This window comes from Loktanella atrilutea (assembly GCF_900128995.1).
Lineage (GTDB): Bacteria > Pseudomonadota > Alphaproteobacteria > Rhodobacterales > Rhodobacteraceae > Loktanella > Loktanella atrilutea.
The window spans coordinates 157,525-182,774 of record NZ_FQUE01000003.1 but is presented as its reverse complement, the minus strand read 5'-3'; the positions used below and the strand labels follow the sequence as shown (position 1 = coordinate 182,774).

At 63.2% G+C, this 25,250-nt stretch carries 26 protein-coding genes and 1 tRNA gene; 16 read left to right on the top strand and 11 right to left on the bottom strand.

Annotation, left to right across the window (positions count from 1 at the left end):
* Positions 1 to 58: 58 nt before the first annotated feature.
* Positions 59 to 1,450 (bottom strand): sensor histidine kinase RegB, encoded by a 1,392-nt coding sequence (regB, locus tag BUA54_RS08685; RefSeq protein WP_072856848.1) that lies wholly within the window; start codon positions 1,448 to 1,450, stop codon positions 59 to 61.
* Positions 1,451 to 1,546: 96 nt separating this feature from the next.
* On the opposite strand from regB, the gene BUA54_RS08680 reads away from it, so the two are divergent.
* Positions 1,547 to 2,152: an SCO family protein gene (locus BUA54_RS08680; protein WP_072856847.1), complete on the top strand. Its 606-nt coding sequence runs from the start codon at positions 1,547 to 1,549 to the stop codon at positions 2,150 to 2,152.
* A 50-nt stretch (positions 2,153 to 2,202) separates the two neighbouring features.
* On the top strand, positions 2,203 to 2,754 hold the full coding sequence (locus BUA54_RS08675; protein ID WP_072856846.1) for an ActR/PrrA/RegA family redox response regulator transcription factor: 552 nt from the start codon (positions 2,203 to 2,205) through the stop codon (positions 2,752 to 2,754).
* Here BUA54_RS08675 and BUA54_RS08670 read toward each other — a convergent pair whose 3' ends face one another.
* A complete protein-coding gene (locus tag BUA54_RS08670; protein WP_072856845.1) occupies positions 2,755 to 3,225 on the bottom strand; it encodes a GNAT family N-acetyltransferase in 471 nt (156 codons plus the stop codon).
* Entirely contained in the window at positions 3,225 to 3,815 is a 591-nt protein-coding gene (locus BUA54_RS08665) for an HD domain-containing protein (protein WP_072856844.1), read from the bottom strand. The genes BUA54_RS08670 and BUA54_RS08665 overlap by 1 nt, the downstream gene beginning before the upstream one ends.
* 93 nt (positions 3,816 to 3,908) lie before the next feature.
* Here BUA54_RS08665 and ahcY point away from each other — a divergent pair, with 93 nt between their 5' ends.
* From ahcY to BUA54_RS08650, 3 genes are all read left to right on the top strand, one after another.
* Positions 3,909 to 5,297: an adenosylhomocysteinase gene (gene ahcY, locus BUA54_RS08660; RefSeq protein ID WP_072856843.1), complete on the top strand. Its 1,389-nt coding sequence runs from the start codon at positions 3,909 to 3,911 to the stop codon at positions 5,295 to 5,297.
* Between the two features lie 127 nt (positions 5,298 to 5,424).
* A complete protein-coding gene (locus BUA54_RS08655) occupies positions 5,425 to 5,766 on the top strand; it encodes a DUF2853 family protein (RefSeq protein ID WP_072857044.1) in 342 nt (113 codons plus the stop codon).
* A 90-nt stretch (positions 5,767 to 5,856) separates the two neighbouring features.
* Complete coding sequence (locus BUA54_RS08650; protein WP_072856842.1) at positions 5,857 to 6,837, top strand: FUSC family protein; 981 nt, start codon at positions 5,857 to 5,859, stop codon at positions 6,835 to 6,837.
* Here the strand turns inward: BUA54_RS08650 and BUA54_RS08645 are convergent.
* Genes BUA54_RS08645 through tsaD form a run of 3 tightly spaced genes read right to left on the bottom strand, consistent with a single transcriptional unit; the run spans position 6,828 to position 9,278 of the window.
* On the bottom strand, positions 6,828 to 7,241 hold the full coding sequence (locus tag BUA54_RS08645; RefSeq protein WP_072856841.1) for an EVE domain-containing protein: 414 nt from the start codon (positions 7,239 to 7,241) through the stop codon (positions 6,828 to 6,830). The genes BUA54_RS08650 and BUA54_RS08645 overlap by 10 nt on opposite strands.
* Before the next feature lies 1 nt (position 7,242).
* On the bottom strand, positions 7,243 to 8,181 hold the full coding sequence (locus tag BUA54_RS08640) for an NAD(P)H-dependent glycerol-3-phosphate dehydrogenase (RefSeq protein ID WP_072857043.1): 939 nt from the start codon (positions 8,179 to 8,181) through the stop codon (positions 7,243 to 7,245).
* A gap of 8 nt (positions 8,182 to 8,189) precedes the next feature.
* Positions 8,190 to 9,278, bottom strand: a complete 1,089-nt coding sequence (tsaD, locus tag BUA54_RS08635; protein ID WP_072856840.1) for a tRNA (adenosine(37)-N6)-threonylcarbamoyltransferase complex transferase subunit TsaD — start codon at positions 9,276 to 9,278, stop codon at positions 8,190 to 8,192.
* Positions 9,279 to 9,347: 69 nt separating this feature from the next.
* Between tsaD and BUA54_RS08630 the strand changes: the two genes are divergently transcribed.
* From BUA54_RS08630 to BUA54_RS08615, 4 genes are all read left to right on the top strand, one after another.
* Positions 9,348 to 10,049 (top strand): uroporphyrinogen-III synthase, encoded by a 702-nt coding sequence (locus BUA54_RS08630; protein ID WP_072856839.1) that lies wholly within the window; start codon positions 9,348 to 9,350, stop codon positions 10,047 to 10,049.
* Between the two features lie 153 nt (positions 10,050 to 10,202).
* The gene (locus BUA54_RS08625) at positions 10,203 to 11,408 is read left to right on the top strand and encodes a mitofilin family membrane protein (RefSeq protein ID WP_143155381.1); all 1,206 of its coding nucleotides are present in this window, start codon (positions 10,203 to 10,205) and stop codon (positions 11,406 to 11,408) included.
* 11 nt (positions 11,409 to 11,419) lie between these two features.
* Positions 11,420 to 12,874, top strand: coding sequence for a heme biosynthesis protein HemY (locus tag BUA54_RS08620; RefSeq protein ID WP_072856838.1), 1,455 nt, complete (start codon positions 11,420 to 11,422; stop codon positions 12,872 to 12,874).
* 44 nt (positions 12,875 to 12,918) lie between these two features.
* Positions 12,919 to 12,994: transfer RNA gene (locus tag BUA54_RS08615), tRNA-Thr, on the top strand.
* Between the two features lie 148 nt (positions 12,995 to 13,142).
* Here BUA54_RS08615 and BUA54_RS08610 read toward each other — a convergent pair.
* Positions 13,143 to 13,931 (bottom strand): EAL domain-containing protein, encoded by a 789-nt coding sequence (locus BUA54_RS08610; RefSeq protein WP_084114251.1) that lies wholly within the window; start codon positions 13,929 to 13,931, stop codon positions 13,143 to 13,145.
* Between the two features lie 244 nt (positions 13,932 to 14,175).
* A complete protein-coding gene (gene mutS, locus BUA54_RS08605) occupies positions 14,176 to 16,803 on the bottom strand; it encodes a DNA mismatch repair protein MutS (protein ID WP_245810599.1) in 2,628 nt (875 codons plus the stop codon).
* 111 nt (positions 16,804 to 16,914) lie between these two features.
* On the opposite strand from mutS, the gene BUA54_RS08600 reads away from it, so the two are divergent.
* Complete coding sequence (locus BUA54_RS08600) at positions 16,915 to 17,112, top strand: hypothetical protein (RefSeq protein ID WP_072856836.1); 198 nt, start codon at positions 16,915 to 16,917, stop codon at positions 17,110 to 17,112.
* A 4-nt stretch (positions 17,113 to 17,116) separates the two neighbouring features.
* Positions 17,117 to 17,983, top strand: a complete 867-nt coding sequence (locus tag BUA54_RS08595; protein ID WP_072856835.1) for a ribokinase — start codon at positions 17,117 to 17,119, stop codon at positions 17,981 to 17,983.
* 8 nt (positions 17,984 to 17,991) lie between these two features.
* Here BUA54_RS08595 and msrA read toward each other — a convergent pair whose 3' ends face one another.
* Positions 17,992 to 18,654, bottom strand: a complete 663-nt coding sequence (gene msrA, locus BUA54_RS08590) for a peptide-methionine (S)-S-oxide reductase MsrA (protein ID WP_072856834.1) — start codon at positions 18,652 to 18,654, stop codon at positions 17,992 to 17,994.
* Positions 18,655 to 18,766: 112 nt separating this feature from the next.
* Between msrA and BUA54_RS08585 the strand changes: the two genes are divergently transcribed.
* Both BUA54_RS08585 and BUA54_RS08580 read left to right on the top strand, forming a co-directional pair.
* Positions 18,767 to 19,672: an aminotransferase class IV gene (locus tag BUA54_RS08585; RefSeq protein WP_072856833.1), complete on the top strand. Its 906-nt coding sequence runs from the start codon at positions 18,767 to 18,769 to the stop codon at positions 19,670 to 19,672.
* Positions 19,669 to 20,379, top strand: coding sequence for a sulfotransferase-like domain-containing protein (locus tag BUA54_RS08580; RefSeq protein ID WP_072856832.1), 711 nt, complete (start codon positions 19,669 to 19,671; stop codon positions 20,377 to 20,379). Before BUA54_RS08585 ends, BUA54_RS08580 begins: the two co-directional genes overlap by 4 nt.
* 166 nt (positions 20,380 to 20,545) lie before the next feature.
* Here the strand turns inward: BUA54_RS08580 and BUA54_RS08575 are convergent, their stop codons facing one another.
* Together BUA54_RS08575 and BUA54_RS08570 are read right to left on the bottom strand one after the other, a co-directional pair.
* Complete coding sequence (locus tag BUA54_RS08575; protein WP_072857040.1) at positions 20,546 to 21,763, bottom strand: argininosuccinate synthase; 1,218 nt, start codon at positions 21,761 to 21,763, stop codon at positions 20,546 to 20,548.
* A 156-nt stretch (positions 21,764 to 21,919) separates the two neighbouring features.
* A complete protein-coding gene (locus BUA54_RS08570) occupies positions 21,920 to 22,420 on the bottom strand; it encodes an NUDIX domain-containing protein (protein WP_072856831.1) in 501 nt (166 codons plus the stop codon).
* A 76-nt stretch (positions 22,421 to 22,496) separates the two neighbouring features.
* On the opposite strand from BUA54_RS08570, the gene hslO reads away from it, so the two are divergent.
* Genes hslO through BUA54_RS08555 form a run of 3 tightly spaced genes read left to right on the top strand, consistent with a single transcriptional unit; the run spans position 22,497 to position 25,211 of the window.
* Positions 22,497 to 23,498, top strand: a complete 1,002-nt coding sequence (gene hslO, locus BUA54_RS08565) for an Hsp33 family molecular chaperone HslO (protein ID WP_072856830.1) — start codon at positions 22,497 to 22,499, stop codon at positions 23,496 to 23,498.
* On the top strand, positions 23,485 to 24,081 hold the full coding sequence (locus BUA54_RS08560; protein ID WP_072856829.1) for a CoA pyrophosphatase: 597 nt from the start codon (positions 23,485 to 23,487) through the stop codon (positions 24,079 to 24,081). The genes hslO and BUA54_RS08560 overlap by 14 nt, the downstream gene beginning before the upstream one ends.
* Positions 24,078 to 25,211, top strand: coding sequence for a CCA tRNA nucleotidyltransferase (locus tag BUA54_RS08555; protein WP_072856828.1), 1,134 nt, complete (start codon positions 24,078 to 24,080; stop codon positions 25,209 to 25,211). Before BUA54_RS08560 ends, BUA54_RS08555 begins: the two co-directional genes overlap by 4 nt.
* Positions 25,212 to 25,250: the final 39 nt, after the last annotated feature.

The window sequence follows — 25,250 nt, the reverse complement described above, 5'->3', positions numbered from 1 at the left end:
CGGTTGTCCTTGCCCGACAATCTGGGGTTGAGGTTAACGTCTGCTTAACAATCCTGAACTATTCTAGAATTGGTTGGTTTTTTCCCAACGGTGGATAGGCCCCGCTTTGTCCCCGGACAAGAACGCGCATCGGCCATGTCACCGTCACGATTGCACCCGCGACGATACCTTCTGCCCGTCGCCGTCGCCGCGGCCCGTTCGCAAAGGACAATTGCGCGCCAGACCTTTCCAGCAACGTCTTTGCAATGAACAGCCCAAGGCCCATGCCCTCGTAACCGGGACGGCGCAAACCGTCCAGCGATCCGCGCCGCCGTCGTACGAACGGGTCTCCGATGCGGCCGATAACTGATTGGGGAAACCCGTGACCGTCGTCCGCGATCCGCACGAATACCTGTGTATCCGACCAGTTCACGTCGATTTCGACCCTCGTTTCCGAGAAATCGACCGCATTCTGGATCAGGTTGCGCAAGCCGTGAATGATCTCTGGCCGCCGAGAGATTACGGGCTGAGCGCTGTCGCAGCTGGATTCAGGTGCGATATCAAAGGTCACGTCGCGACCGCGCTGCAGGTGCGGCTCTGCGGATTCACGCACGACGGTTTCCAGCAGAGCGGTGCGCAGGTGCAGGTCATCCTTGCCGGCGCGTCCCATGGAATGAAGGATGTCGCGGCATCGGTCCGCCTGCGTCCGGATCAGCAGGGCATCCTCGCGCAATTCCGGTTGGTCGGCCAGATCCTCCAGCAACTCGTTGCTGACCAGTTTGATCGTCGCCAAGGGTGTGCCAAGTTCGTGCGCCGCGGCGGCGACGACACCGCCAAGATCAGTCAACTTCTGTTCGCGGGCCAAAGCCATCTGCGTTGCGAGCAGGGCATCACCCATGGCGTTCATCTCTGTCGTGACCTGACGGGCATAGATGCCCAGGAAGATCACGCCGATTACCAAGGACACCCAGAAGCCGAAATGGAATAGCGGTGGCAGCAACAGCAAGGTGCCGTCCGCCATCTGCAGCGGCACGGCCACCGTTCCAATGATGGAAATCATGACAATTGCCAGAAGCCCGAGCGCGACGAAGCTCATCAGGTGCAAGACCGTGGCGGCAATGGTCACTGGTGCAAGGATCAGCAGGGCGAAAGGATTGTTCAATCCGCCGGTCAGATACAGAAGCAGCGTCAGCTGCACGATGTCGAAAGCCATCATCGCGCTTGCCTCGCGTTCCGACAGCCGCTTACTTTCCGGATAGACGAAGCTGCTGACCAGATTGGCAAGGATCGCGGCGCCGATGGTGATTGCCGGAGGCCCGGCATCCATCCGCAAGTCGTAGACCCGCGTGGCGACGAGGATTGCCACGATCTGCCCGCCAATGGCGAACCAGCGCAAAATCAGCAGGGTCCGTAGCCGAACCCAGTTGCTGCGTTCCCGGTCCTGCAGGGCGTCCAGATCGTGGAGGGTCATCGTCCAGTCCGAGAATCAAGGGAATGTGCACGGGTAGCCCATTGTTACGGAGGGCGCGATGCGCGATCAATGCGGCGCTTTGCAAAGGATTTGCCGATGACCCGTCTGATCGCCCTGCTTGCCAGCCTTGCGACCATTGCCGTCGTTGGTGTGACGTACCTCGTGACGCTCGGTCGTGGCGACATGGGACAGTGCTTTACCTCTGCCGTGGCCGGCGGGGCGATCGGGGGACCTTTCACACTCGTCGATACCACTGGCAAGACGGTGTCAGACAAGGATGTCATCACGGAACCATCACTGATCTATTTCGGCTACAGTTTCTGTCCCGACGTCTGCCCGATCGATAATGCCCGCAACGCCGCAGCCGTCGATCTTCTGGCGGAGAAGGGCTACAGCGCCAAGCCCGTCTTTATCACCATCGACCCTGAACGGGATACGCCAGAGGTGATGGGTGACTACGTGCAGAACTTTTCCGACAAAATGGTCGGCCTGACCGGCAGTGCCGAGCAGATCAGGCAGGCGGCCGAGGCCTACCGCGTCGTCTACGGACGCGGCGATGATGACCCGGACTATTATCTGATGAACCACTCGGTCTTTACTTACCTGATGATGCCGGACACCGGCTTTGCCACCTTCTTCCGCCGCGAGGATACGCCCCAGCAGGTGGCCGATCAGGTATCCTGCGCCATCGACGCGAGTTGACGCCGCCTGTTGCGACCCTAATTCAGGTCAAAGACGTGAAGGACAATTTCATGGATCAAGAGTCCCTCGACCTCGGCCCCGACAGGACGCTGCTTCTGGTCGATGACGACGAGGCTTTCGTCAAGCGGCTGGCCAAGGCCATGGAAAAACGCGGATTCGAGGTCGAGACCGCTGAATCCGTGGCGGCAGGGCGCGCGGTCGCCACGGCCCGACCGCCGGCCTACGCCGTGGTCGACCTGCGGCTCGAGGATGGCAACGGGTTGGACGTCGTCGAACTGCTGCGTGAACGGCGGCCGGATGCGCGGATCGTCGTGCTGACTGGGTACGGCGCAATCGCCACGGCCGTCGCGGCGGTCAAGATCGGCGCTACGGATTATCTGGCAAAGCCCGCAGATGCGACAGATGTCACCAATGCGCTTCTGGCGCGCAAGGACGAACTACCGCCACCCCCCGACAACCCGATGAGCGCGGACCGCGTGCGCTGGGAACACATTCAGCGCGTCTACGAATTGTGCGAACGGAATGTCAGTGAAACCGCGCGGCGCCTGAATATGCACCGGCGAACGCTGCAGCGGATCCTCGCCAAGCGCAGCCCGAAGTAATCACAGATCGTAGCGTTTCACGATCCGGTCGACGACGGTGCCGTTCCTGCGCACGACATCGCCGGGAATGACGTCGATATCACGTAATCCCATCCGGCTATAGAACGCGAGGCCCCCCGCGTTGTCGGATGTGATACGTGCAAGGATTGCGTCACCACCCCGCGCCCGACACGCTGCCAGCGTCGCGGCAAAGAGCGTGCGGCCGGTAGCGGACACCGGATCGCGACGATCGGCGAACGTGCCGATGGAATAAAGCCCAGCGCCGTAGTCGAACACCGCCTGAAATCCCACAATCCGATCGCCGTCGAGGGCCGTCATGCGAACAGGGGCCTCATCCATGTAGTGGGCAGCGAAATCGACCTCGGTATACGGTTCTTCGTAGGCCGTACTGCCGCCGCGAGCGATGATGTCGTTCAGGATCGCGACGCAGGCGGGCACGTCTTCGGCGGTCATCGGTCGGACGGTCAGCATCACATCTCCTTCAACAGCGCCGCATGGCGGTCGGTATAGTCCTGCCGCACGGCGACGGGGGGACGCAAGGCGATGGTCAGGGTTCCGACCAGTTCCGTGTCCTGCTTGCCAAAGAACTTGTCAGCCTCAACCTGCGAAAATCCTGCGATCTGAACCGCTTCCAACCAGGCCGATACCCGGTCGGCGGCCTTGATCTGACGCTTCACCTTGACCGGCAGTTGCGCCGGCAGGCCGAACCGCAAGTGGATCGCTGCGGTCAGCCGCGCGTCGAGCTCTCCATAGGCGGGGCCCACAGCCGACTTCACCGGAGAGATCATGTCGCCAATGACATATTCCGGCGCGTCGTGCAGAAGCGCTGCCAGCCGCCACTTCGCCGGGGCGGCGGGCTGCTGTCGTGCAAAGATCTGCTCGACCAGCAGCGAATGTTCGGCGACTGAATAGGCATAGTCACCCAAAGTCTGCCCGTTCCAGCGCGCGACAAAGGCCAGACCGTGGGCGATGTCAGCCACCTCGATATCCACGGGCGTGGGATCCAGCAGGTCAAGGCGGCGTCCCGACAGCATCCTCTGCCATGCGCGTGGTGTCTTCATGCCGCCCCCGGTCCTGCGTCAGGACGTTCGTTGTTTCGCCACACCCACTATGCTATCGGACAGCCCAAAGATGAAGTGCAAGGAGCACGTGACATGACCACCGATTACGTCGTGAAGGATATCGGGCTTGCCGCCTACGGTCGCAAGGAACTGGATATCGCGGAAACCGAAATGCCCGGCCTCATGGCCTGCCGCGAGGAATACGGCGAAGCGAAGCCCTTAAAGGGTGCCCGCATCGTGGGATCGCTGCACATGACGATCCAGACCGCCGTGTTGATCGAAACATTGACAGCGCTGGGCGCCGACGTGCGCTGGGCCTCGTGCAACATCTTCTCAACGCAGGATCACGCCGCCGCGGCGATTGCCGAAGGCGGCACGCCGGTCTTCGCGGTCAAGGGACAGAGCCTTGCGGAACATTGGGACTACCTCGACCGGTCCTTCCAGTTTCCCGAGGGGGCGAACATGATCCTCGACGACGGCGGCGATGCGACGCTCTACGTCCTGCTGGGCGCCCGCGCCGAGGCAGGCGAAGAAATCATTCCCGTGCCGCAGTCCGAGGAAGAGGAAGCCATCAAGGCGCAGATCAAAAAGCGGATGGAGCAGTCGCCCGGCTGGTTCACCAAGACCCGCGACGCGATCAAGGGCGTATCCGAGGAAACGACGACCGGCGTGCACAGACTCTATGACCTGCACAAGAAGGGCCAGTTGCCGTTTCCGGCGATCAATGTGAACGATTCAGTGACCAAGTCGAAGTTCGACAACAAGTATGGCTGCAAGGAATCGCTGGTCGACGGCATCCGCCGCGCCACCGACACGATGATGGCCGGCAAGGTCGCCGTCGTTTGCGGCTACGGCGACGTGGGCAAGGGCTCCGCCGCGTCCCTGCGCGGTGCCGGCGCCCGGGTGAAGGTGACCGAGGTCGACCCGATCTGCGCGCTTCAGGCCGCAATGGACGGGTTCGAGGTCGTGCTGCTGGAGGATGTGGTGGATTCCGCCGACATCTTCATCACCACCACCGGCAACCGCGACATCATCCGCATCGAGCACATGCGTGAGATGAAGGACATGGCCATCGTCGGCAACATCGGTCACTTCGACAACGAGATCCAGGTCGCCGCCCTGCGCAACCACAAATGGACGAACATCAAGGAACAGGTCGACATGATAGAGATGCCGTCCGGCTCTCGCATCATCCTGCTTTCGGAAGGACGTCTGCTGAACCTCGGCAATGCCACGGGCCATCCGTCCTTCGTTATGTCTGCGTCCTTCACCAACCAGGTGTTGGCGCAGATCGAGCTTTGGACCAAATGCGAAGAATACCAGCCGGGCGTCTACATCCTGCCCAAGAAACTCGATGAAAAAGTCGCGCGTCTCCACCTTGCCCGCATCGGTGTGAAGCTGACCGAGCTCAAGAAGGATCAGGCGGATTACATCGGCGTAACCGTTGATGGCCCGTTCAAGCCGGAACATTACCGCTACTGACCGCGCACACCGGCATTTCACCGAACCGGCCTTGCGGGGCCGGTTTTTTCTTGTTCACGCAGCGGTGATGCCCCTACGCTTCCGATCGGGCCGAATGACGGCCCGATTGCAAATCGTGGGGGACGCCATGGGAAAACGTGATGACCTGATTGCGAAATACGCAACCGATATCAGGGACAAATGCGGGATGACGCCGGACATGGACCTTTTGACCAAGGTCACCATCGGCTGCGGACCGTCGATCTACAGCGAAGATGCCAGTACCGTCGCCGGCAGCGACACAGAAGAGCTGAAGCGTATCAAGGATGGCTACCTGAAGAAAAAACTGGGTCTGTCGGACGGTCCCGAACTGATGGGCGGCATCCAGAAGGCGATCGAGACCTACGGCCGGTCCAACCGCAACAAGTATCGCGCGGTCATCTACTATCTCTTGACCAAGCACTTCGGCAAGGAAGGCATCTACGGCTGACACCTGCAGAGGATCGTATCGCCGGTCGTTATGGCGACGATTGCCTGCCGGTCGCCGCGGTCTAGGTCCCGGCGGGAAAGAGGCCTCTCCATGTTCCAGACCCTGCGCGACCGTTTCACCGACGACGGCGACCCGATGCCTTGGCGGTCGGTCGCCGTCACATGTCTTGCGGTGATGGGACCGCCTGTCGTCGCGGTGCTGATCTTTGGCCGGATTGGCGCCGTCGCCTTCATCGCGACTCTGGCAGCGCATCTAGCGGCCAAGGACAGCGGCATTCTGATCGGCGGGCTTGTAACGGTGGTCATGGGTTTCGCGGGACTGCTGACGGTTGGCGCGCCCGACATGGCATTGATGGTTGCCACCGCTTTGGGAATCATGGCCGGAGTGGCGGGCTACTACGGCTTTGCATTGCCCGTCATGCGCGCGTTGATTACTTGGACCGTCTTTACCGGTCCGATCTTTCCAGCCGATGACAAACCGTTGCTTTTTGCCATCTTCCTCGGCGCCATGATCTGGGCCCTTGGAGTGTCGAAACTCTTTGGCGAATCCGGCAATAATGAACCGGCAGAGGCAGATTCCGAAGCCTATGCGCTCGTCTTTGGCGCCATGCTGGCGGCGGGATTGGGGATTTCGGTCTGGATCGGGGGGCACTGGTTCGGACAGCACGGGTTCTGGTTCCCGCTGACCTTCGTCGTGCTTTGCGTACCGCCGCACGGTCACCTGTTCGGGCGCACGGTCAAGCGAACGGTCGGCACGCTCCTTGGTACGGCCGTCGCGCTGGGGTTTGCTTGGCTGTCGGACGCGACGTGGCTGATGATCGCGCTGGGCGCGATCTGCCTGCCGCTTGGGTTCCGCGTGCTACCCGCGAACTATACCCTTTTTACGGCTCTCCTGACCGTCGCGGTGCTCGAAGTGCTGGCACTCGTCTCTGACGTCGACAGGCTGGCGTGGGAACGGGTGGCGACGATGGGGGCCGCTGCCGTCATGACGGCAGCCTTGGCTGGTTTGGGTCTCGTGGGTCTTTGGCTGATCCGCCCCGCGGCAATCAAGGCCCTGTGGGCTCAGGACTGAAGCCCGCCAAGGGTCAGGATATGTCGCCACTCTGCAGCCGTGACCGGCTGCACCGACAGCCGGGAGTTCTTGACCAGCACCATGTCAGCCAACGCCGGATCCGCCTTGATCCGGTCGAGCGCCACGGGGCGCGGCAGTGGCTGACCTGCGCGCACATCGACGCAGACCCACTTCGGATCGTCGGCCGTGCTGTCAGGATGCGCAGGCGCCACGACCTCCATGATTCCGACAATCTCCAGCCCGGTCCGCGAGTGATAGAAAAAGACTTCGTCCTCCACCTTCATATCGCGCATGAAGTTGCGTGCCTGATAGTTGCGCACGCCATCCCATTCCGATGTCCCTTTTGCCACCAGGTCGTCCCAGCCGAAGACATCGGGTTCGGACTTCATCAACCAATAGGCCACGTCATTCCTCCTTCAACGGTCGCGACAACAGGGTCTGTAATGCAGTTTCGACACTGATGTCACGGTCCGTCAATGCGGCAACGACGGCGCAGATTGGCAGATCGATTCCGCGTTCGTGACCCAGACGCGTCACGGCCCGCGAGGTTGCCGCCCCCTCGACCGTCAGCGTCGTATCGATGCTGGCTCCGGCGCCCAACGCCAGACCGAAGCGATAGTTGCGTGACAGCTCGGACGTACAGGTCAGCGCCAGATCGCCCAGCCCTGACAGTCCCGCCAGTGTCTGCGGATCCGCACCCAGCGCAGCAGCCAGCCGTTGCATCTCGGCAAAGCCGCGGGTCATCAGCGCGGCGCGTGCACTGTCGCCAAGCCCCGCCCCGATCGCGACACCGCAGGCGATGGCAATCACATTCTTCAAGGCACCACCAAGTTCCGCCCCGATGGTATCGGTCGTGCGATAGACCCGTAGTGTGCCAGTCGATAGCGTCTCTTGCAGGGCAAGACCGGTTCGCGCACTGCCGCACGCCAGCGTCAGCGCCGTTGGCAGGCCACGTGCGATATCAGCAGCAAAGGATGGCCCTGTCAGGATCGCACCGGTGGCTTGCGGCAGGGTTCGTGCAATGGTTGCGGCCGGCCCGGTCAGGGTGGTCAGGTCAATCCCCTTGCAGCAGGCAACCAGCGTCCGGGATCGCAGCACATCCTCGTAAGCTATCAACACATCGCGCAGGGTCTGTGCAGGCACAGCCAGCAGTACCGTATCGGCCTCACCGGCGTCGGGCAGATGACTGGTGATCGTCACGCCCTCTGGGATCAGAACGTCCGGCAAACGGTGCGACCTGCGGGTGGTCGCCATATCCGCCAGATCACGCGCCCAAAGCGTCACGTCCCGCCCGTCGCGTGCCAAGGCGACGGCGAGGGCCGTGCCGAAGGCGCCGGCCCCCATGACGGTGATCACGCCTTCGCCCCTTTCTTGCCCGATCCCAGCATTGCCGGGGCCGTGGCGTCCAGCGGCCAGCGCGGGCGGGCTGACAGGGTCAGGTCGTCGCTGTCGCCCCGCGCCAGCCGGTGCAGGCCGGCAAAGGCGATCATTGCGGCGTTGTCGGTGCAAAGGGATAGTGGCGGTGCCACGAAGCGCACGTCGCGTTCCGCGCAAAGGTCCGTCAGCGCCGCCCGGATCGCTCCGTTTGCGGCAACGCCGCCCGCAACGGCCAACACCGGCTCTGTTGGAGACAGCGCCACGTAAAGATCGAGCGCCCGTGCCGTCTTTGCTCGCAGCACGTCCGTCATTGCAGCCTGAAATCCGGCTGCCAAGTCGGCCTGATCGCTGGCGGTCAGGCTCAAGTCCGCCGTCATCACGCCATCTCGGGCACGCAGCAGCGCTGTCTTGAGGCCGGAAAAGCTCATGTCGCAATCGGTGCGGTCCAGCAGCGGTCGGGGCAGGGCAAAGCGGTTCGGGTCGCCCTGCGCGGCCGCCCTCTCCACCGCCGGCCCTCCAGGCTGTGGCAGACCGAGCAGGCGCGCGGTCTTGTCAAAGGCTTCCCCCGGCGCATCGTCGATGGTGCCGCCGATCCGTTTGAACCGGTCGGCGTCATGCACAATCAGGAATTGGCAATGCCCACCGGACACCAGCAGCATAAGGTAGGGAAAATTGACGTCATCAGTCAGCCGCGGTGTAAGTGCATGTCCTGCCAAGTGGTTCACGCCGATCAGTGGCAGCCCGGTCGCTGCAGCAAGACCCTTGGCGCACATGACGCCCGACAGGACGCCACCGATCAGCCCCGGCCCCGCCGTTACCGCGATCGCGTCGCAGTCGCGCAGTGCGACGCCGGCCTGAGCCAACGCCTGCTCGACGCAATGATCGATCTTTTCCGCATGGGCCCTGGCCGCGATCTCTGGCACCACGCCGCCGAAGGCTGCGTGCAGGACGCCTTGGTCGAAAACAATCGAGGACAGGATTGCCGTCTTACCGTCCAATTGCCGCACCACCGCTGCGGCGGTATCATCGCAGCTGCTCTCGATGCCGAGGATAGTCCGTGTCATGGGGCGACCTGTTGCGCTGGGATTGCCTGCAGGTAACACTGCCATGGCAACCAGACAACATGGGCCGCGATGGAACCGATCCTGATCATCACCCGGCCCGCCCCCAGCGGAGAGGCCTTCGCCAGATCTGTGATCGCAGCGCTGGGACGCGCCGTCCCGGTCATCGACGCTCCGGCCCTGCAGATCGTGCCGATTGCCTACCAATTCCCGGACGACGCATCGCAAATCATTTTCACCTCTCCGCGGGCCGTCGTTCTTGCCCCCGACGGGAACGGGCGCACAGCTTGGTGCGTCGGCAATGCGACAGCTGCGGCGGCTGCGGCCCGCCATTACGCGGTGCACAGCGCCGCCGGCGACGCAGATGCGCTGGTCGGGCTGATCCTTGCACAGCGCCCGCGCGGGCGTCTCGTCCACCTCGCCGGCCGGCATCGCCGTGGCGCCATCGCCGCGCGCCTGACTGCCGCTGGCCTGCGCTGCGACACGATCGAGATCTACGATCAGGTGCCCCTCGACGTGCCGGATACCCTGCACCAAGCGACACAGGGCGATGCTCCGCTCGTCGCGCCCATATTCTCGCCCCGGTCCGCGCAGGGCCTGCGCAATCTATCGTATCGTGCGCCTCTGCATATCGTTGCGATCAGCCCCGCCGTCGCCGCCGCATTTCGCGGCCTCGATGCTGCAACACTCTTGACCACAGGCCATCCCGACGCAGATCACATGAGGGACATGACGGTTGCAGTGCTTCGCAGCCTGACCGCTCCGGACGACTAGCACTTGAGGGTGGGGTCCGTGCGGGCTAACGTTCCATGATGAATGCCGGGCCTCGAGTCCGGTCAGGACAGGATGGTGAACTTGGTGGCGACTCAACCGGCAAAGCGACGCAGTCCGAAGGCAAAACCGAATACCGAGCAGGTCACGGAAGCTGTGGCACGTCCGGAACCGGGCGCCGCGGTCACGGCCATGCCGCCGCCGACGCTGACACCTCATGTGCAGCCCGCACCGCCGACCGCCGCCGCGTCCTCCGTCGAAACCGATCCGAAGTCACCGTCAGAGCCTATGACCGATACGGCCCAGCCGGCGAAACCTGATGTAGACACAACGCATCCGGCAGAGACTGAAACGATACGAAACCCGGACAGCTCCGCACCGCAGCATTCTGCGCCAGTTTCGGAGCGGCGGCAGAGCGGTGGCTTCTTCCCGTTGTTGTTGGGCGGAATCGTCGCCGGCGGTATCGGCTACGGGATCGCCTATACTCAGTTCGGCCAACCGCAGGAGGTCGATCTGAGCGGTCTGCAAAGCCAGATCGATGCCTTGCAGGCGCAGGTGAATGACCTTCCCCCTCCCGCCGAGCTTTCGGGCGTGACCCAGCAGATCGATGATCTGTCCGCTCGCGTCGACAGCCGCTTTGCAGCCCTGAACGAACAGGTTGCACAGGCCGCCCAGCAACCCCCCGCCATTGGGGAAGAGGCCCAGCAACAGGCCGTCGACCAGATCAGCGCAGAGATCAAGACGCAGCAGGACGCACTTGCGCAACAACAGGCTGCCGTCGAACAGCAGCGTGCCGATCTGCAGGCGCAGATCGATGCGACGCGCGCCGAGGCCGAAAAGATCCAGCAGGATGCAGTCGATGCCGCTCGCACCGAGACCGCCCGCGCCGCGTTGGCGCGCGTCCAGGGTTCCATCGAAAGCGGTGCACCGATGCAGGCCGCCCTTTCCGACCTCGGGTCGTCCCTGACGGATCCCGTGCCGGACGCTCTGACGGCCGTATCCGAAGGCACGCCGACGCTCGCAACCCTGCGGGAAACCTTTCCCGAAGCGTCCCGCGCCGCGCTCGCCGCCGCCAGATCTGCCGGAGAGGCAGGTGACAGCGCAGGGGCTCTCGGATCCTTCCTGCGTAATCAGCTCAACGTCCGCTCCGTCGCCCCGCGCGAGGGGAACAGTGTCGATGCGATCCTGTCCCGGGCAGAGGATGCGCTACGGAGCGGCCGCCTGAACGATGCCCTTGCCGAAATCGCCACATTGCCCGAATCCGCGCGCACGGCGATGTCCGACTGGACAGCCGAGGCCGAGGCCCGCGCCGCTGCCGTCGATGCCGCCGACAAGCTCGACGCTTCCCTGACCGCTAACTGAAGGCCGCCCAGATGTTCACGACTTTCATCAAGATACTCGCCTTCGTGCTCGTCGTCACCGGTCTGACCTGGGGCGCCGTGCAACTTCTGGACATGCGCGGCGGGGCCAATATCTCTGTCGCCGGTTACGAGATCACTTTGAATGCGCTGCAGCTTGTCTTCGCCTTCGCGGCCCTCGTCGTGGCGGTGTGGCTTGGACTGAAACTGTTGAAGCTTCTGATCGCCGTCTTCCGCTTCCTGAACGGTGACGAAACCGCGATTTCGCGCCACTTCGATCGCAACCGCGAACGCAAGGGTTACGAGGCGCTGTCCGAAGGTATGTTCGCGCTGGCCAGCGGCGAGGGCCAGCTTGCCATGACCAAGGCGCGGAAGGCGGACAAGTATCTGGATCGCCCCGAGCTTACGACCCTGATGATCGCGCAGGCGGCAGAGTTGACTGGTGACACCCGCACTGCCGAGGCCAGCTATCGCAAGCTTCTGGAAAAGGACGAGACGCGCTTTGTCGGCGTGCGAGGTCTGATGCACCAGAAACTTGCCGAAGGCGATACAGACACCGCGCTGGGCCTCGCCCGCAAGGCGTTCGAGATCAAGCCGCGGCACGAGGGTGTCCAGAACACCCTGCTTAAACTGCAGGCGGAAAAGGCCGATTGGACCGGCGCGCGCGAAACGTTGGGGGCCAAGCTGAAATCCGGTAGCCTGCCGCGTGATGTCCATAAACGTCGTGACGCCGTGTTGGCCTTGTCAGAGGCGAAAGACATTCTCGACGAGGGCAAATCGATGGAGGCGCGCGAGGCCGCCATTCAAGCGAACAAGCTTTCGCCCGACCTGATCCCCGCGACCGTCATGGCGGCCCGCGCCATGATCGCCAATAATAACGAACGCAACGCGGCCCGCATCCTCGCCAAGACGTGGGGTGTGAACCCGCATCCCGATATAGCCGCCACTTTCGCCGAGATCGTGCCGGAAGAGCAGCCCGAAGCGCGGCTGAAGCGGTTCCGCGCCTTGACCAAGCAGAATCCTGATCATCCGGAAACCCGGATGCTGCTGGCCGAACTCAATATCGCGGCAGAACATTTTCCCGATGCCAAGCGCGCACTGGGGCGCCTCGTGACCGAGGATCCCACCTCGCGCAGCCTGACCCTGATGGCCGCGATCGAACGGGGCGAGGGCGCGGACGATGCCGTTGTACGCGGGTGGCTGACACGCGCTTTGACTGCACCCCGTGGTCCGCAGTGGATCTGCGACAACTGCCAGCATATCCACGCCGCATGGACCCCTGTCTGCAACAACTGCGCCGCCTTCGACACGCTCGAATGGAAGCGTCCCCCGAGCGGAGAGGTCGCAATGCCTGCCGGCACCGAAATGCTGCCCCTGATCGTGGGCCACACACCGGCCACCGTGACCACGCCAGAGATGGAAGTGCTGGACGCTACCTTGGCGGACGAACAGCCCGAACACGCAAAATAGGTCTTTTCCAGCCGCCTTGGGGGTGGTAATGCCACCCCCAAGGCGCCGCACTAGCTCAGTCGGTAGAGCACATCATTCGTAATGATGGGGTCGGGGGTTCGAATCCCTCGTGCGGCACCAGAATCACCTTCTAATTGCATATGGATCGACCGTTTCCGAAGCCGTGGCGAGTCTATTGATAAGAAAAAGCGGCCCGGCGGACCGCTGCCGAAGGGTCGTCTCGATAACGCTTTACGAAAAACAACATTTTCACCGGTGGGCGGCGTCCTTAACCCGTTTTCGACATGGCAGGCCGAAGGGGACTGTTCGGGTGGGTCTGCAGGCTTTCGAACTGGGGCGTGGCAAGATAGTAGCCTTGGATGAGGTTCACGCCCAGATCCCCGAGTGCAGAGAGCTCTTCCGGCGTCTCAATCCCTTCGGCTATGACTTCGACACCCAAGTCTTCGCACATTGCCACGATGTGCCTCACAAGGATCTGCCGGACCTTATTCTTGTCGATATCTGTGATCAGATGACGATCGATCTTTAGTATGTCCGGAACGATATCGGCCAGCAGGTTCAGCCCGGCGTAACCTGCCCCGAAATCATCGATCGCAGTCCTGAACCCGGACTTTCGGTAGACACGCATGATCGACTGAAGATGCTGTGTATCGACAACGTTTTCCGATTCTGTGAATTCGAAGATGATGCGCCGGATATCAAAGCCACATTTATCCGCGGCATTCAGCGTCTGCTTGATGCAGTTTTCAGGATCGTAAACCGCATTCGGCATGAAGTTTATTGAAATTGCACCGTCGATTCCCAGACGCGATGCCGTCCGGATCGCCGTTGTGCGGCACAATTGATCGAACTGATACTGGTTCTCTGGCGTGACGTGCTGAAAGATTTCGCTCGCCGACCGGCCGTCCTTACCGCGAACCAGGGCTTCCTGAGCGAACACCTTGCCACCTGCGATGTCAAAGATCGGCTGGAATGCCATGGTAATGTCCTCGGCGAACTTCGCACCAGCCCGGGATGAACAATGCTCGCAGGGATCGCGATCCGCAGCTTTTTTCATCACATGTCACTCCATGGTTTAAATTTCGCCGCGCCGAACTAGCGAACAACCGATAATCGCGCGTAAACGTCCACGTCGAAGACGATGGCGATTTAATTAAAGACGGTCATTTCAAGTGTCATGCAAGTTGGATTGCGAGTTAAATCATTCCGAACGACGTCCTCAGGCTTTAATGTAAAACAGGTTTGAGTTTGCTTGCGCCACTCTGGGTGTCGTTTCCGGCTGCGGCGACCCGTTGCATCGCTCACCCTTTTAGCAAGCCTCGCAATTCATAGACGAGTGACAAGGCGTCCTTCGGAGTCAGGTCGTCTGGTAGCACGTCGCGCAACCGATCTTCGACGGCCGAGGTTCTGGACGCAGGGGGCGGGGTCGGTGGAATCGCGGCGAACAGCGGAAGGTCGTCGATGACCGCCCGCCGCGCTGCCCCGCCTTCGCGTTCACCCTTCTCCAACGCATCCAAGACAACCTTGGCCCGCGCGACGACAGCAGCGGGCAGCCCGGCAAGCCGCGCCACCTGAACCCCATAGCTGCGGTCTGCGGTGCCCTTCCTCACTTCGTGCAGAAAGATCACGTCACCGTCCCACTCCTTGACGCTGACCGTCGCGTTGTCGACACCTGCCAGTTTGGCAGACAGGCTGCTCATCTCGTGGTAGTGGGTGGCGAACAGCGCGCGACACCGGTTCACATCGTGCAGGTGTTCCAGCGTCGCCCAGGCGATGGACAGGCCGTCGTAGGTCGCCGTGCCGCGCCCGATCTCGTCGAGTATGACAAGCGCGCGATCATCCGCCTGATTGAGGATCGCCGCCGTCTCGACCATCTCCACCATGAAGGTGGACCGCCCCCGGGCAAGGTCGTCACTGGCGCCGACCCGGCTGAAGATCTGGCTGACGATGCCGATCCGCGCAGCGGTCACGGGCACGAAGGCACCCATCTGCGCCAAGACGGCGATCAGTGCGTTCTGTCGTAGATAGGTCGATTTGCCTGCCATGTTCGGCCCGGTCAGCAACCAGATCGGCGTCTCCGTCAGGTCGCAGTCGTTGGCGACGAATGGCGTGCCCGTTCGCCGAAGCGCCTCTTCCACCACCGGATGGCGCCCCCCGGTCACAAGAAAGGCCCGGCTGTCGTCGATCACGGGGCGCACCCACGCTTCTTGCCGCGCGAGATGCGCAAGGGCGGCGGCCAGATCGATCTCCGCCAGCGCACGGGCCAGTTGGCCCAGCGCTGCATGTGATGCAAGAACGGCCTGCGACAGCGAGGCGTATAGACGTTTCTCGATCTCCAGCGCCTCGCCACCCGCATTCAGAATACGGGATTCGATCTCGTTCAACTCGACCGTGGTAAAGCGGACCTGATTGGCCGTCGTCTGCCGGTGAATGAAGGTGTCGGACAGCGGCGGCGCCTGCATCCGTTCCGCATGGGTTGATGTCGTCTCGATAAAGTAGCCCAGCACGTTGTTGTGCTTGATCTTCAGCGCATTGATTCCCGTCTGCGCAATGAAATCCGCCTGCATCTGCGCAATGACGCCGCGGCCTTCGTCGCGCAGCTTGCGGGCGTCATCGAGGGCCTCGTCGTAGCCGATCGCAATGAAGCCACCGTCGCGGGCCAGCAGCGGGGGCTCGGCAACCAATGCCGCTTCGAGCAGCGCCAGCAGCGTATCATGACCGACAAGATCGTTCTGCACCCGCACCAGCGTGTCGGGCAGGTCAACCGCTGTGAGGGTCTGATGCAGGCGCAGGGCCTGTCCAATGGTGTTGCGGATCGCTGCCAGATCGCGCGGGCCGCCACGATCCAGCGCCAGCCGCGACAGAGCACGATCCAGATCATGCACGCCGCGCAGCATGTCCCGCAGGTCGCCGGTCAGCGCCGGGTTATCCACGAGGGCCGCGACCGCCTCCTGCCGGGCCGTAATGACGTCCAGCCGCCGGGATGGCGATGACAGGCGGCGTTCCAGAAGGCGGGCACCTGCCGCCGTCACGGTCCGGTCAATGGCATCGAGAAGCGATCCTGACCGCCCGCCGCCCATGGCATGGGTCAGTTCCAGCGACCGCCGCGTCGCTGCATCGATCTGCATGATCGCGTCGCGGTTTTCCTGCACCGGCGGGCGCAGCAGCGGCAAGTTTCCCTTCTGGGTGATCTCCAGATACTCGACCATTCCCGCCAGCGCCGCCACCTCGGCCCGGCTGAAGGTGCCGAAGGCATCCAGCGATCCGACACCGAACAGGGCGCAAAGCCGCTTCTCGCCTTGCGTGCTGTCGAAGGCGGCCCGACCCAACGACGTCAAACTGGCGCCGTTTTCCGTCACCGCATCGCAAAACTCCGCCTCCGTCCCGTCGGCAACCAAGACCTCGCGCGGTGCCAAACGGGCCAGTTCCGGTCCCAGTCCCACGGCGGAACAGGCCATCACCCGCAGCGCCCCGGTAGAAATGTCGACCCAGGCCAGTGCCGTGGCGTCGCGCACCTGCGCAATGGCGGCAAGGAAGTTGTGCCGGCGCGCGTCCAGCAGCGTATCCTCGGTCAGCGTGCCGGGCGTCACCAGCCGCACCACGTCGCGCTTCACGACCGACTTCGACCCGCGCTTCTTCGCCTCCGCCGGGTCCTCCATCTGCTCGCAGACGGCCACCCGAAATCCCTTGCGAATCAGGGTCAGCAGGTAGCCTTCGGCACTGTGGACCGGCACGCCACACATGGCGATATCCTCGCCCAGATGCTTGCCGCGCTTGGTCAGCGCGATGTCCAGCGCCGCCGCCGCCTGCACCGCGTCGTCGAAGAACATCTCGTAAAAATCGCCCATCCGGTAGAATAGGATCGCGTCCGGATACCCCGCCTTCAGGTCCAGATACTGCGCCATCATCGGCGTTGCGGTGTCGCTCATCGTCATCCCCCGGCGTTCGGGAACTGCTATCATTCGCGGCCCGGCGATGAAAGCCGTTGAGCGCGTCGCACCCCCTCGCTACACCTCTCCCTCAACGCCGAAGAGGGCAGAATGATACGCCGCCAGATCGCCTGCGAGGATGCGCTGACAATCCATATTGCACCCGATCCCGGCAAAGGGGAGGTGCAGGCCCCGTCGGGTATCGACAAGGCGTCCCAGATCTGTTCGACCGTCATTACGGTAATAGATATCCCCGACATGGCCCTGATCGCGGCCCGAGGTATTGGTTTGACTGCCGAAAGGGACTGAAAACATGGCTATCTGGAACCTCGGATCGATCAATGCCGACTTCGTCTATGCCGTGCCGCACATGCCGGGCCCGGGCGAGACGCTCGCCGCCACGGGCCGGGAGATATTTCTCGGTGGCAAGGGCACCAACATGTCCGTCGCCGCAGCCCGTGCCGCGGCGGTCGTGCATCATATCGGTGCGGTGGGGGACGACGGCGAATGGGCTGTCGACCGTCTGATGGAATACGGCGTCGACACCCGCTTCATCGCTCGGGTGGACGAGGATACAGCACAGGCCGTCATCGCCGTCGATGCCAACGGCGAGAATATGATCATCCTCTTTCCCGGCGCAAACGACGCGATCCCTCAGGCGATCCTGCAGGAAGCGATGGCAGAGGCTGAAACCGGCGATTGGCTGCTGATCCAGAACGAGACCAACCTTCAACGCACCGCCGCCACGCTGGGCAAGAAGATGGGGCTGAAAGTCGCCTATGCCGCTGCCCCTTTCGATGCCGACAGGGTGAAAGCGGTGCTGCCGCACCTCGACCTGCTGGTGCTGAACCGGGTGGAAGCTGACCAGCTGGAGTTTGCCACCGGCGAGCGGCCAGAAGCACTCGGTGTGCGCGATGTGATCGTGACGCTCGGGGCCGATGGCGCGGACTGGTTCGGCCCCGAGGGCAAGCGTCACTTCGACGCGATCCCTGTCACGCCGGTAGATACGACCGGCGCAGGCGATACCTTTACCGGTTACGTGCTGGCCGGACTGGACCGGGGGCAGCCGATGGCGCAGGCCATCAATCTCGCCATGCGAGCGGCGGCGCTGATGGTGACGCGCCACGGCACGGCGGACGTCATTCCGGATCTGAAGGATCTGGAGGGTTTCAGACCCTGAACCGCGTGTCAGTGGTGCAGGAATGGCGCTGACGATCCCCAAAGCTGCTCGATCCGGGCATCGCGGCCACAACCCTCGCGGTAGAAGTCGTAGGCGTCGCTCTGGCGCTTCGGTCCACCGCGCGTCAGGATCAGCTTGTCGCCCTTGTAATAATCCTGATGATAGTCCTCGGCACGGTAGAATGCGCCGGCCTGAACGATCGGCGTGACGATCTGTCGGCCCAAAGCCTCCTGTGCACTGGCCTTGGCCGCCGCGGCGGCATCCGCCTGAGCCTGCGTCTGCACGAAGATCGCCGTGCGGTACTGGTCACCCCGGTCGCAGAACTGGCCGCCCGCGTCCGTCGGATCGACGCTGCGAAAGAACAGGTCCATGATTTCGCGGTAGCTGATGACGCTGTTGTCGAAAGGAATCTCGACCGCCTCGTAATGCCCCGTGCCGCCGCGACCGACCTGCTTGTAGGTCGGATTCGCGACTGTTCCACCTGTATAGCCGGAAATCACGTCCCCCACGCCCTTCACGCTTTCGAAGTCAGATTCGACGCACCAGAAGCAGCCACCGGCCACGATGGCGGTCTCCTGCGCGGCCTGAGCGCCCTGCGGGGTCAGGGCGGTGACGGCTCCTGCAGCGATGCAAAGCGCCGCGGCCTTCATGTGACGAAAGAGATATTTCATGTCTATTCCTCCTGTTGTGGCCAACCTGCATCCCCTAGGGTCATCGCACAAGCGACCCGCAGCCATGTCACGCGGGTTTGACCTTCGCGCCCGATCTGTAACAGGACACCCCATGCCCGCCGATGTGACCACCCACCAGTCCGCCGATGATTCCCGCAACGAAGAAATCCTGATCTGGGTCGACGGGCATCTGAAGCCGAAAGCCGAGGCGACGGTCAGCGTCTACGACAGTGGTTTCATGCTCGGTGACGGCGTATGGGAGGGGCTGCGCCTCTACGAAGGTCACTGGGCCTTCCTCGACGACCACATGGACCGCCTGTTCGAGGCGGCGAAGGCCATCGATCTCGACATCGGCCTCGACCGCGCCGGCGTCATCGCCGCCCTGCGCGAGACGCAGGCGGCGAACGACATGAAGACCGATGCCCACGCCCGCCTGATGTTGACGCGGGGGGTCAAGGTCCGCCCGTTCCAGCATCCGTCGCTGTCGCAGTCCGGCCCGACCATGGTCATCATCATGGAACACTCGACCCCGTCGATCCCGCGCCCCATTGCCCTGGCCACCGTACCGCACCTGCGCGGCCTGCCGATGACGCAGGATCCCAAGCTGAACTCCCACTCCAAGCTGAACTGCATCCTCGCCTGCATCGCGGCGCAGAAGGCCGGCGCCGACGAGGCACTGATGCTCGACGTGCATGGTTTCGTGAACACCACCAATGCCTGCAACTTCTTCATCGTGCGCAAGGGCGCTGTCTGGACCAGCACTGGCGACTACTGCATGAACGGGATCACCCGCCAAAAGGTCATCGACCTGTGCCGCGCCAATGATATTCCGATCTTCGAGCGCAACTTCTCCCTTGTCGATACCTATGGCGCGGACGAAGCCTTCCTCACGGGCACCTTCGGCGCACAGACCCCCGTCGGCAGTATCGACGGCCGGCAAATCGGAAGAGGGACAATCGGACCGATGACGACGCGGATCCGCGGTCTGTACAAAGACCTGATCGCGAGGCGCCCATGAAAATCGCCATGTGGTCCGGGCCGCGGAACCTGTCTACCGCGATGATGTACAGCTTTGGCGCGCGTCCCGATTGCACGGTGATGGACGAACCCTTCTACGCCGCCTACCTCGCCGCGACCGGCTTCCACCACCCCATGAGGGATGCGATCATCGCGTCGCAGCCGACCGATCCTGCGCGGGTGGCAGACCTCTGCAGACGCGCGCCCGGTACCCCGCACCTTTATATGAAACACATGGCTCACCACATGCTGGACGGCTTCCCGCTGGACTGGACGCGGGATTGCGTGAATATCCACCTGATCCGGCACCCGGCTCGGGTCGTCGCCAGCTACGGGGCCAAGCGCGACAGCATCACCGACGCCGATATCGGTTTCGCGGCGCAGCGGGCTCTTTTCGACCGGATCGGCGGCATCGTCGTCGACAGCGCAGACATCCGCGCCGATCCGCCGGGAATGCTGCGCACCCTCTGCGCCGCGATCGGCCTTCCGTTCGATCCAGCAATGCTGCACTGGCCCGCGGGCGGTCATCCCGACGATGGCGTCTGGGCCCCGCACTGGTACGGCGCCGTGCACGCCTCCACCGGTTTCGCAGGAGCAGAAGGTCCGCTGCCTACCGTGACGGGCCCCGCCGCCGAACGTGTCAGCTGCGCCATGCCACACTACGCGGCCCTCTCCACCCTTGCGCTGAAAAAAATCGAGGAGGTCTGAAACTCTTTGCAACGGCCCCGCGTGTGTTCACCCGCAAGCAGCTTTTGTAGCTTAAAGGGTTTGTCTTGTGACGAGTGGCCGTGTTTTCTGGCCGACAAGACTTGCAGTTGTTCAAGAGTATCGCGTTAAGCCCCGCCCGCATCGCTGATGCAGGCGGGGTTGTTTTTTATTTCAGACGGCGGGCGCGAGAGGCGAGAAGCTTCAGCCGCAGCGCGTTCAGCTGGATGAAGCCCTGCGCATCGGTCTGGTCGTACGCGCCGGCATCGTCCTCGAAGGTCACATGCGCCTCGGAATACAGGCTCTTGTCAGACCAGCGCGCCACGGTGCGTGCCGACCCTTTGTACAGCTTCACGCGCACGGTGCCGCTGACATGCTCCTGGCTCTTGTCGATCAGCGCCTGCAGCATCTCGCGCTCGGGAGAGAACCAGAAGCCGTTGTAGATCAGCTCTGCATAGCGCGGCATGATGCTGTCCTTCAGGTGGCCCGACCCGCTGTCCAGCGTGATCTGCTCGATCCCCCGGTGCGCCTCCAACAGGACGGTACCGCCCGGCGTCTCGTAGATCCCACGCGACTTCATTCCGACAAAGCGGTTTTCCACCAGGTCAAGCCGTCCGACACCGTGCTTGCCGCCCAGTTCGTTCAGCTTGGTCAGGATCGTCGCAGGCGACATCGCTTCGCCGTTGATCGCCACGGCGTCGCCCCGGTCGAAGGTGATCTCGACCATCTCGGCTGCGTCGGGGGCATCCTCCGGCGCAACCGTGCGCTGATAGACGTAGTCCGGCGCCTCTTCGCGCGGATCCTCCAGCACCTTCCCTTCAGAGGAGGTGTGCAGCAGGTTCGCGTCGACGCTGAACGGCGCCTCGCCCCGTTTGTCCTTGGCGACGGGGATCTGGTTCTTCTCGGCGAACTCCAGCAGCTTCGTTCGGCTGGTCAGGTCCCATTCACGCCAAGGCGCGATCACCTTGATATCGGGGTTCAGCGCATAGGCCGCCAGCTCGAACCGTACCTGGTCGTTGCCCTTGCCGGTGGCGCCGTGGGCCACCGCGTCGGCCCCGACCTCTGCCGCGATCTCGACCAAGCGTTTGGAAATCAGCGGCCGGGCAATCGACGTGCCCAGCAGATAGAGCCCCTCGTAAAGCGCATTGGCGCGGAACATGGGGAATACGAAGTCCCGCACGAATTCCTCGCGCACATCCTCGATGTAGATCTCGGAGGCGCCCATCATCTCGGCCTTCTTGCGGGCGGGCTCCAGCTCCTCGCCCTGGCCCAGATCGGCGGTGAAGGTCACGACCTCGCAACCGTATTCCGTCTGCAGCCATTTCAGGATGATCGAGGTGTCCAGACCGCCCGAGTAGGCGAGGACGACTTTCTTGGGGGCGGTCATGGTCAGAGCCTTTGCATCAATGTTGCCTGACTGTGCGCGATACTTGTTTTCGCCCAAGGGGGCAAGGTTGCGCCTTCCCCGTCGTCAACCCTTAAGTGTGAACATTGCCCGACCCCGGCGACCGCCGCGTTACCCCACCGTCGCGTCAACCTTTGCTTAACCCGGCTGCGTTGTTTTCATTGGCAGAAAGCCATAATGTTTCGCATGCGAAACATTATGATTTTGCAATGTATTTTTTAGAAACGCAGAATCGCCCTCATTCGCCAGCGCCGCCAGCGCGACCTGCGGGGCGACCCACAATGCCTGGTGGTTCTGCTCGGTCGGCGGGCCAAGACGCCGGACCGGATGCGCCAGATAGACATGGCACAGCTTTTCGGCAAACCGCTTGTATTCCGGCATATAGGTGAACCGACGGAAGGCTCCCAACCGGCGGGGCCGCGCGATGGTCCAGCCGGTCTCCTCGAACACCTCGCGGTGCAGCGCCTGCAGCGGGCTCTCGCCCGGATCGACGCCGCCGCCGGGCAGTTGCAGCTCTTCATGCGGGCTGCCCTGCCAGGTCATCAGGAACGCCCCGTCGCGTGGCAGGATGGCATAGACACCGGCCCTGATCCCGTAACGCTGCCCGGTCCTGGGCGTGCTGCCATACCGTCTGATCATGGCTCTCCCCTTGGACCGTCGCTTGCCGTGCCTATATAGCCGCGGTATGCCAAATCCGATCTTGTAAGGAAAGCCCATGACCCTCGGCTCTCGTATCGCCTGGGACGACACCGTCCTGCCGTTCCAGCTCGACGCCTCGGACATCCGGGGTCGCGTCGCCCGCCTCGACGGCGTACTGGAGGAGGTGCTGCGTCAGCATGACTATCCGCCGCTGATCGAAGGGCTGATCGCCGAGATGTGCACCCTGACTGCCCTCATCGGTCAGACAATGAAACTGCGCTGGAAGCTCTCCCTGCAGGTCCGCGGGTCCGGCGGCCCGGTGCGTTTGCTCGCAACGGACTACTATGGGCCGACCGACGACGGCGAACCTGCCCGGATGCGCGCCTATGCGTCCTATGACAAGGACACGCTGGACCCGGAGGGCGATGCCTTCGCACAGATCGGCAAGGGCTATTTCGCGATCCTGATCGACCAGGGTGAGGGTACGCAACCTTACCAGGGTATCACGCCTCTTGCCGGCGGGTCGCTGGCAGCCTGTGCCGAGACCTACTTCGCCCAATCCGAACAGATCCCGACGCGCTTTTCACTTACCCACGGTCGCAGCACGCTGGCCGGCGAGGGAGAGCACTGGCGCGCCGGCGGCGTGATGCTGCAGCACATGCCCAAGGCCTCTCCGCTGATGAAGGACGAGGGCGGCTCTGGCGAAGGCGGCCTGCTCGCGGCGGAAGACATTCTCGACGAGGACGAAGGCGAAAACTGGCGCCGTGCGAACATTCTGCTCGACACCGTCGATGCGCTGGAACTGATCGGCCCGACGGTCCAGCCGACGGACCTGCTCGTGCGCCTGTTTCACGAGGAGGAGCCCCGGGTTTACGATCCGCAGCCCGTCACATTCGGCTGCACCTGTTCCGCCGACCGTGTCCGGCAGAGCCTGTCGATCTACTCCGCCAAGGATATCGGAACGATGACGACGGACGAGGGCATCGTGACCGCCGACTGCCAGTTCTGCGGTGCGCATTACGAATTCCAGCCGGAGACACTGGGGTTCGAGGCCGAAGCCACCCATGGCGACGACTGACCTTGAAGCGCGACTGAAAGAGGCGCTGGCCCGGCCGGGCCGGCCCTCGACCGACTACGATCTGAACCGCGATACGCTGCCGCCCACCGACCGTATCCTGCGACCGGCCGCCGTCCTGATCGCGGTGTCGCCGCAGACCGAAACCGTCTTCCTGACGAAACGCTCTGCAGCGCTGAAGCATCATCCGGGGCAGGTGGCTTTCCCCGGCGGCAAGCAGGACCCCGGTGATCCCACCCTAACCGCCGCCGCCCTGCGCGAAGCAGAAGAGGAGGTTGGCCTGCCCCGATCCCAAGTCCGCGTGCTGGGCGAGATGCCGACCCACGAGACGGTGACGGGCTTTTCCATGACGCCGGTCCTCGGCCTGATCGAAGGGCCCTACGTGCCGCGCGCCGAGGCGGGCGAGGTGTCAGAAGTCTTCGAGGTGCCGCTGGCGCATGTCACCGACCCCGCCAATTTCATCGTCCAGTCCCGCCGCTGGCAGGGGCGGGTCCGGCACTATTATACCGTGCCTTTCGGTCCCTATTATATCTGGGGCGCGACAGGTCGCATCCTGCGTGCCCTTGCAGACCGGATGACGCCATGAAGATCGCGCCTGACTGGCTTGCGAATCCTGCGGTCCAGCAGGTCTGCGCCATGCTGACAAGCGCAGGCTATCAGGCATGGTTCGTGGGCGGCTGTGTGCGCAACGCACTCATCGGTGCTGGTGCAAGCGACATCGACATCACGACCGATGCGCGGCCTGAAACCGTCTCTGCCTTGGGGAAAAGCGCCGGTTTCAAGGTTGTGCCGACGGGTGTGGATCACGGCACGGTCACCGTAGTCGTCGAGGGGACGCCTTTCGAAATCACGACCTTTCGGCGTGACATCGACACGGACGGACGACACGCCACCGTTGCCTTTGCCGACACGCCAGGGGAAGACGCGCAGCGTCGAGATTTCACGATGAACGCGCTGTACGCCGCCCCTGACGGCACGCTACGCGATCCTTTGGGTGGCGTCGCGGACGCTTTGGCGGGCCGCGTTCGGTTCATCGGCGATGCGAACCGACGCATTGCGGAAGACTACCTGCGCATCCTGCGCTTCTTCCGCTTCCACGCCTGGTACGGCGACCCGGCGCTTGGCATCGACGCAGAGGGTCTCGCCGCCTGCGCCGCAAATGTCGAAGGGATCGATGGCCTGTCGGCGGAACGGATCGGTCAGGAGATGCGCAAGCTGTTGTCCGCCCCCGATCCCGCGCCTGCTGTCGCCAGCATGGCTGCCTGCGGCGCCCTTCTGCGGGTGCTTCCCGGTGCCGGGCCAGAGGCCTTGACCGTGCTGATTCATATCGAGGAAGAGGTCGGATTAGAGCCTGATTTCATCCGTAGGCTCGCCGCCCTCGGCGGCGATCCAGAGCGCCTGCGGCTGTCGAAGGCAGAAACCACGCGCCGCGACATCCTGCGTGACATGACACCCGGCACGGGCGAGGTCGCGTGGCGCCACGGTGCGGCTACCGCCATCGACAGGGCGGCGGTGCTGGCGGCGTCTTTGTCGCGACCGCTTGATCCGAAAGAGATAAAGACTGCCCAGCGCGGTGCGGGTCAGATCCTGCCCGTGAAGGCTGCAGATTTCATGCCCGCCCTGCAGGGACCCGCGCTCGGCGCGGCGCTGAAAGCGGCAGAGGCACGCTGGATCGCCTCCGATTTTACGCTGACCCGCGAGGAACTGCTTAGCTAGGGTTTCCCTTTGTCCGACACGGGCCTACATCTGGGGTCC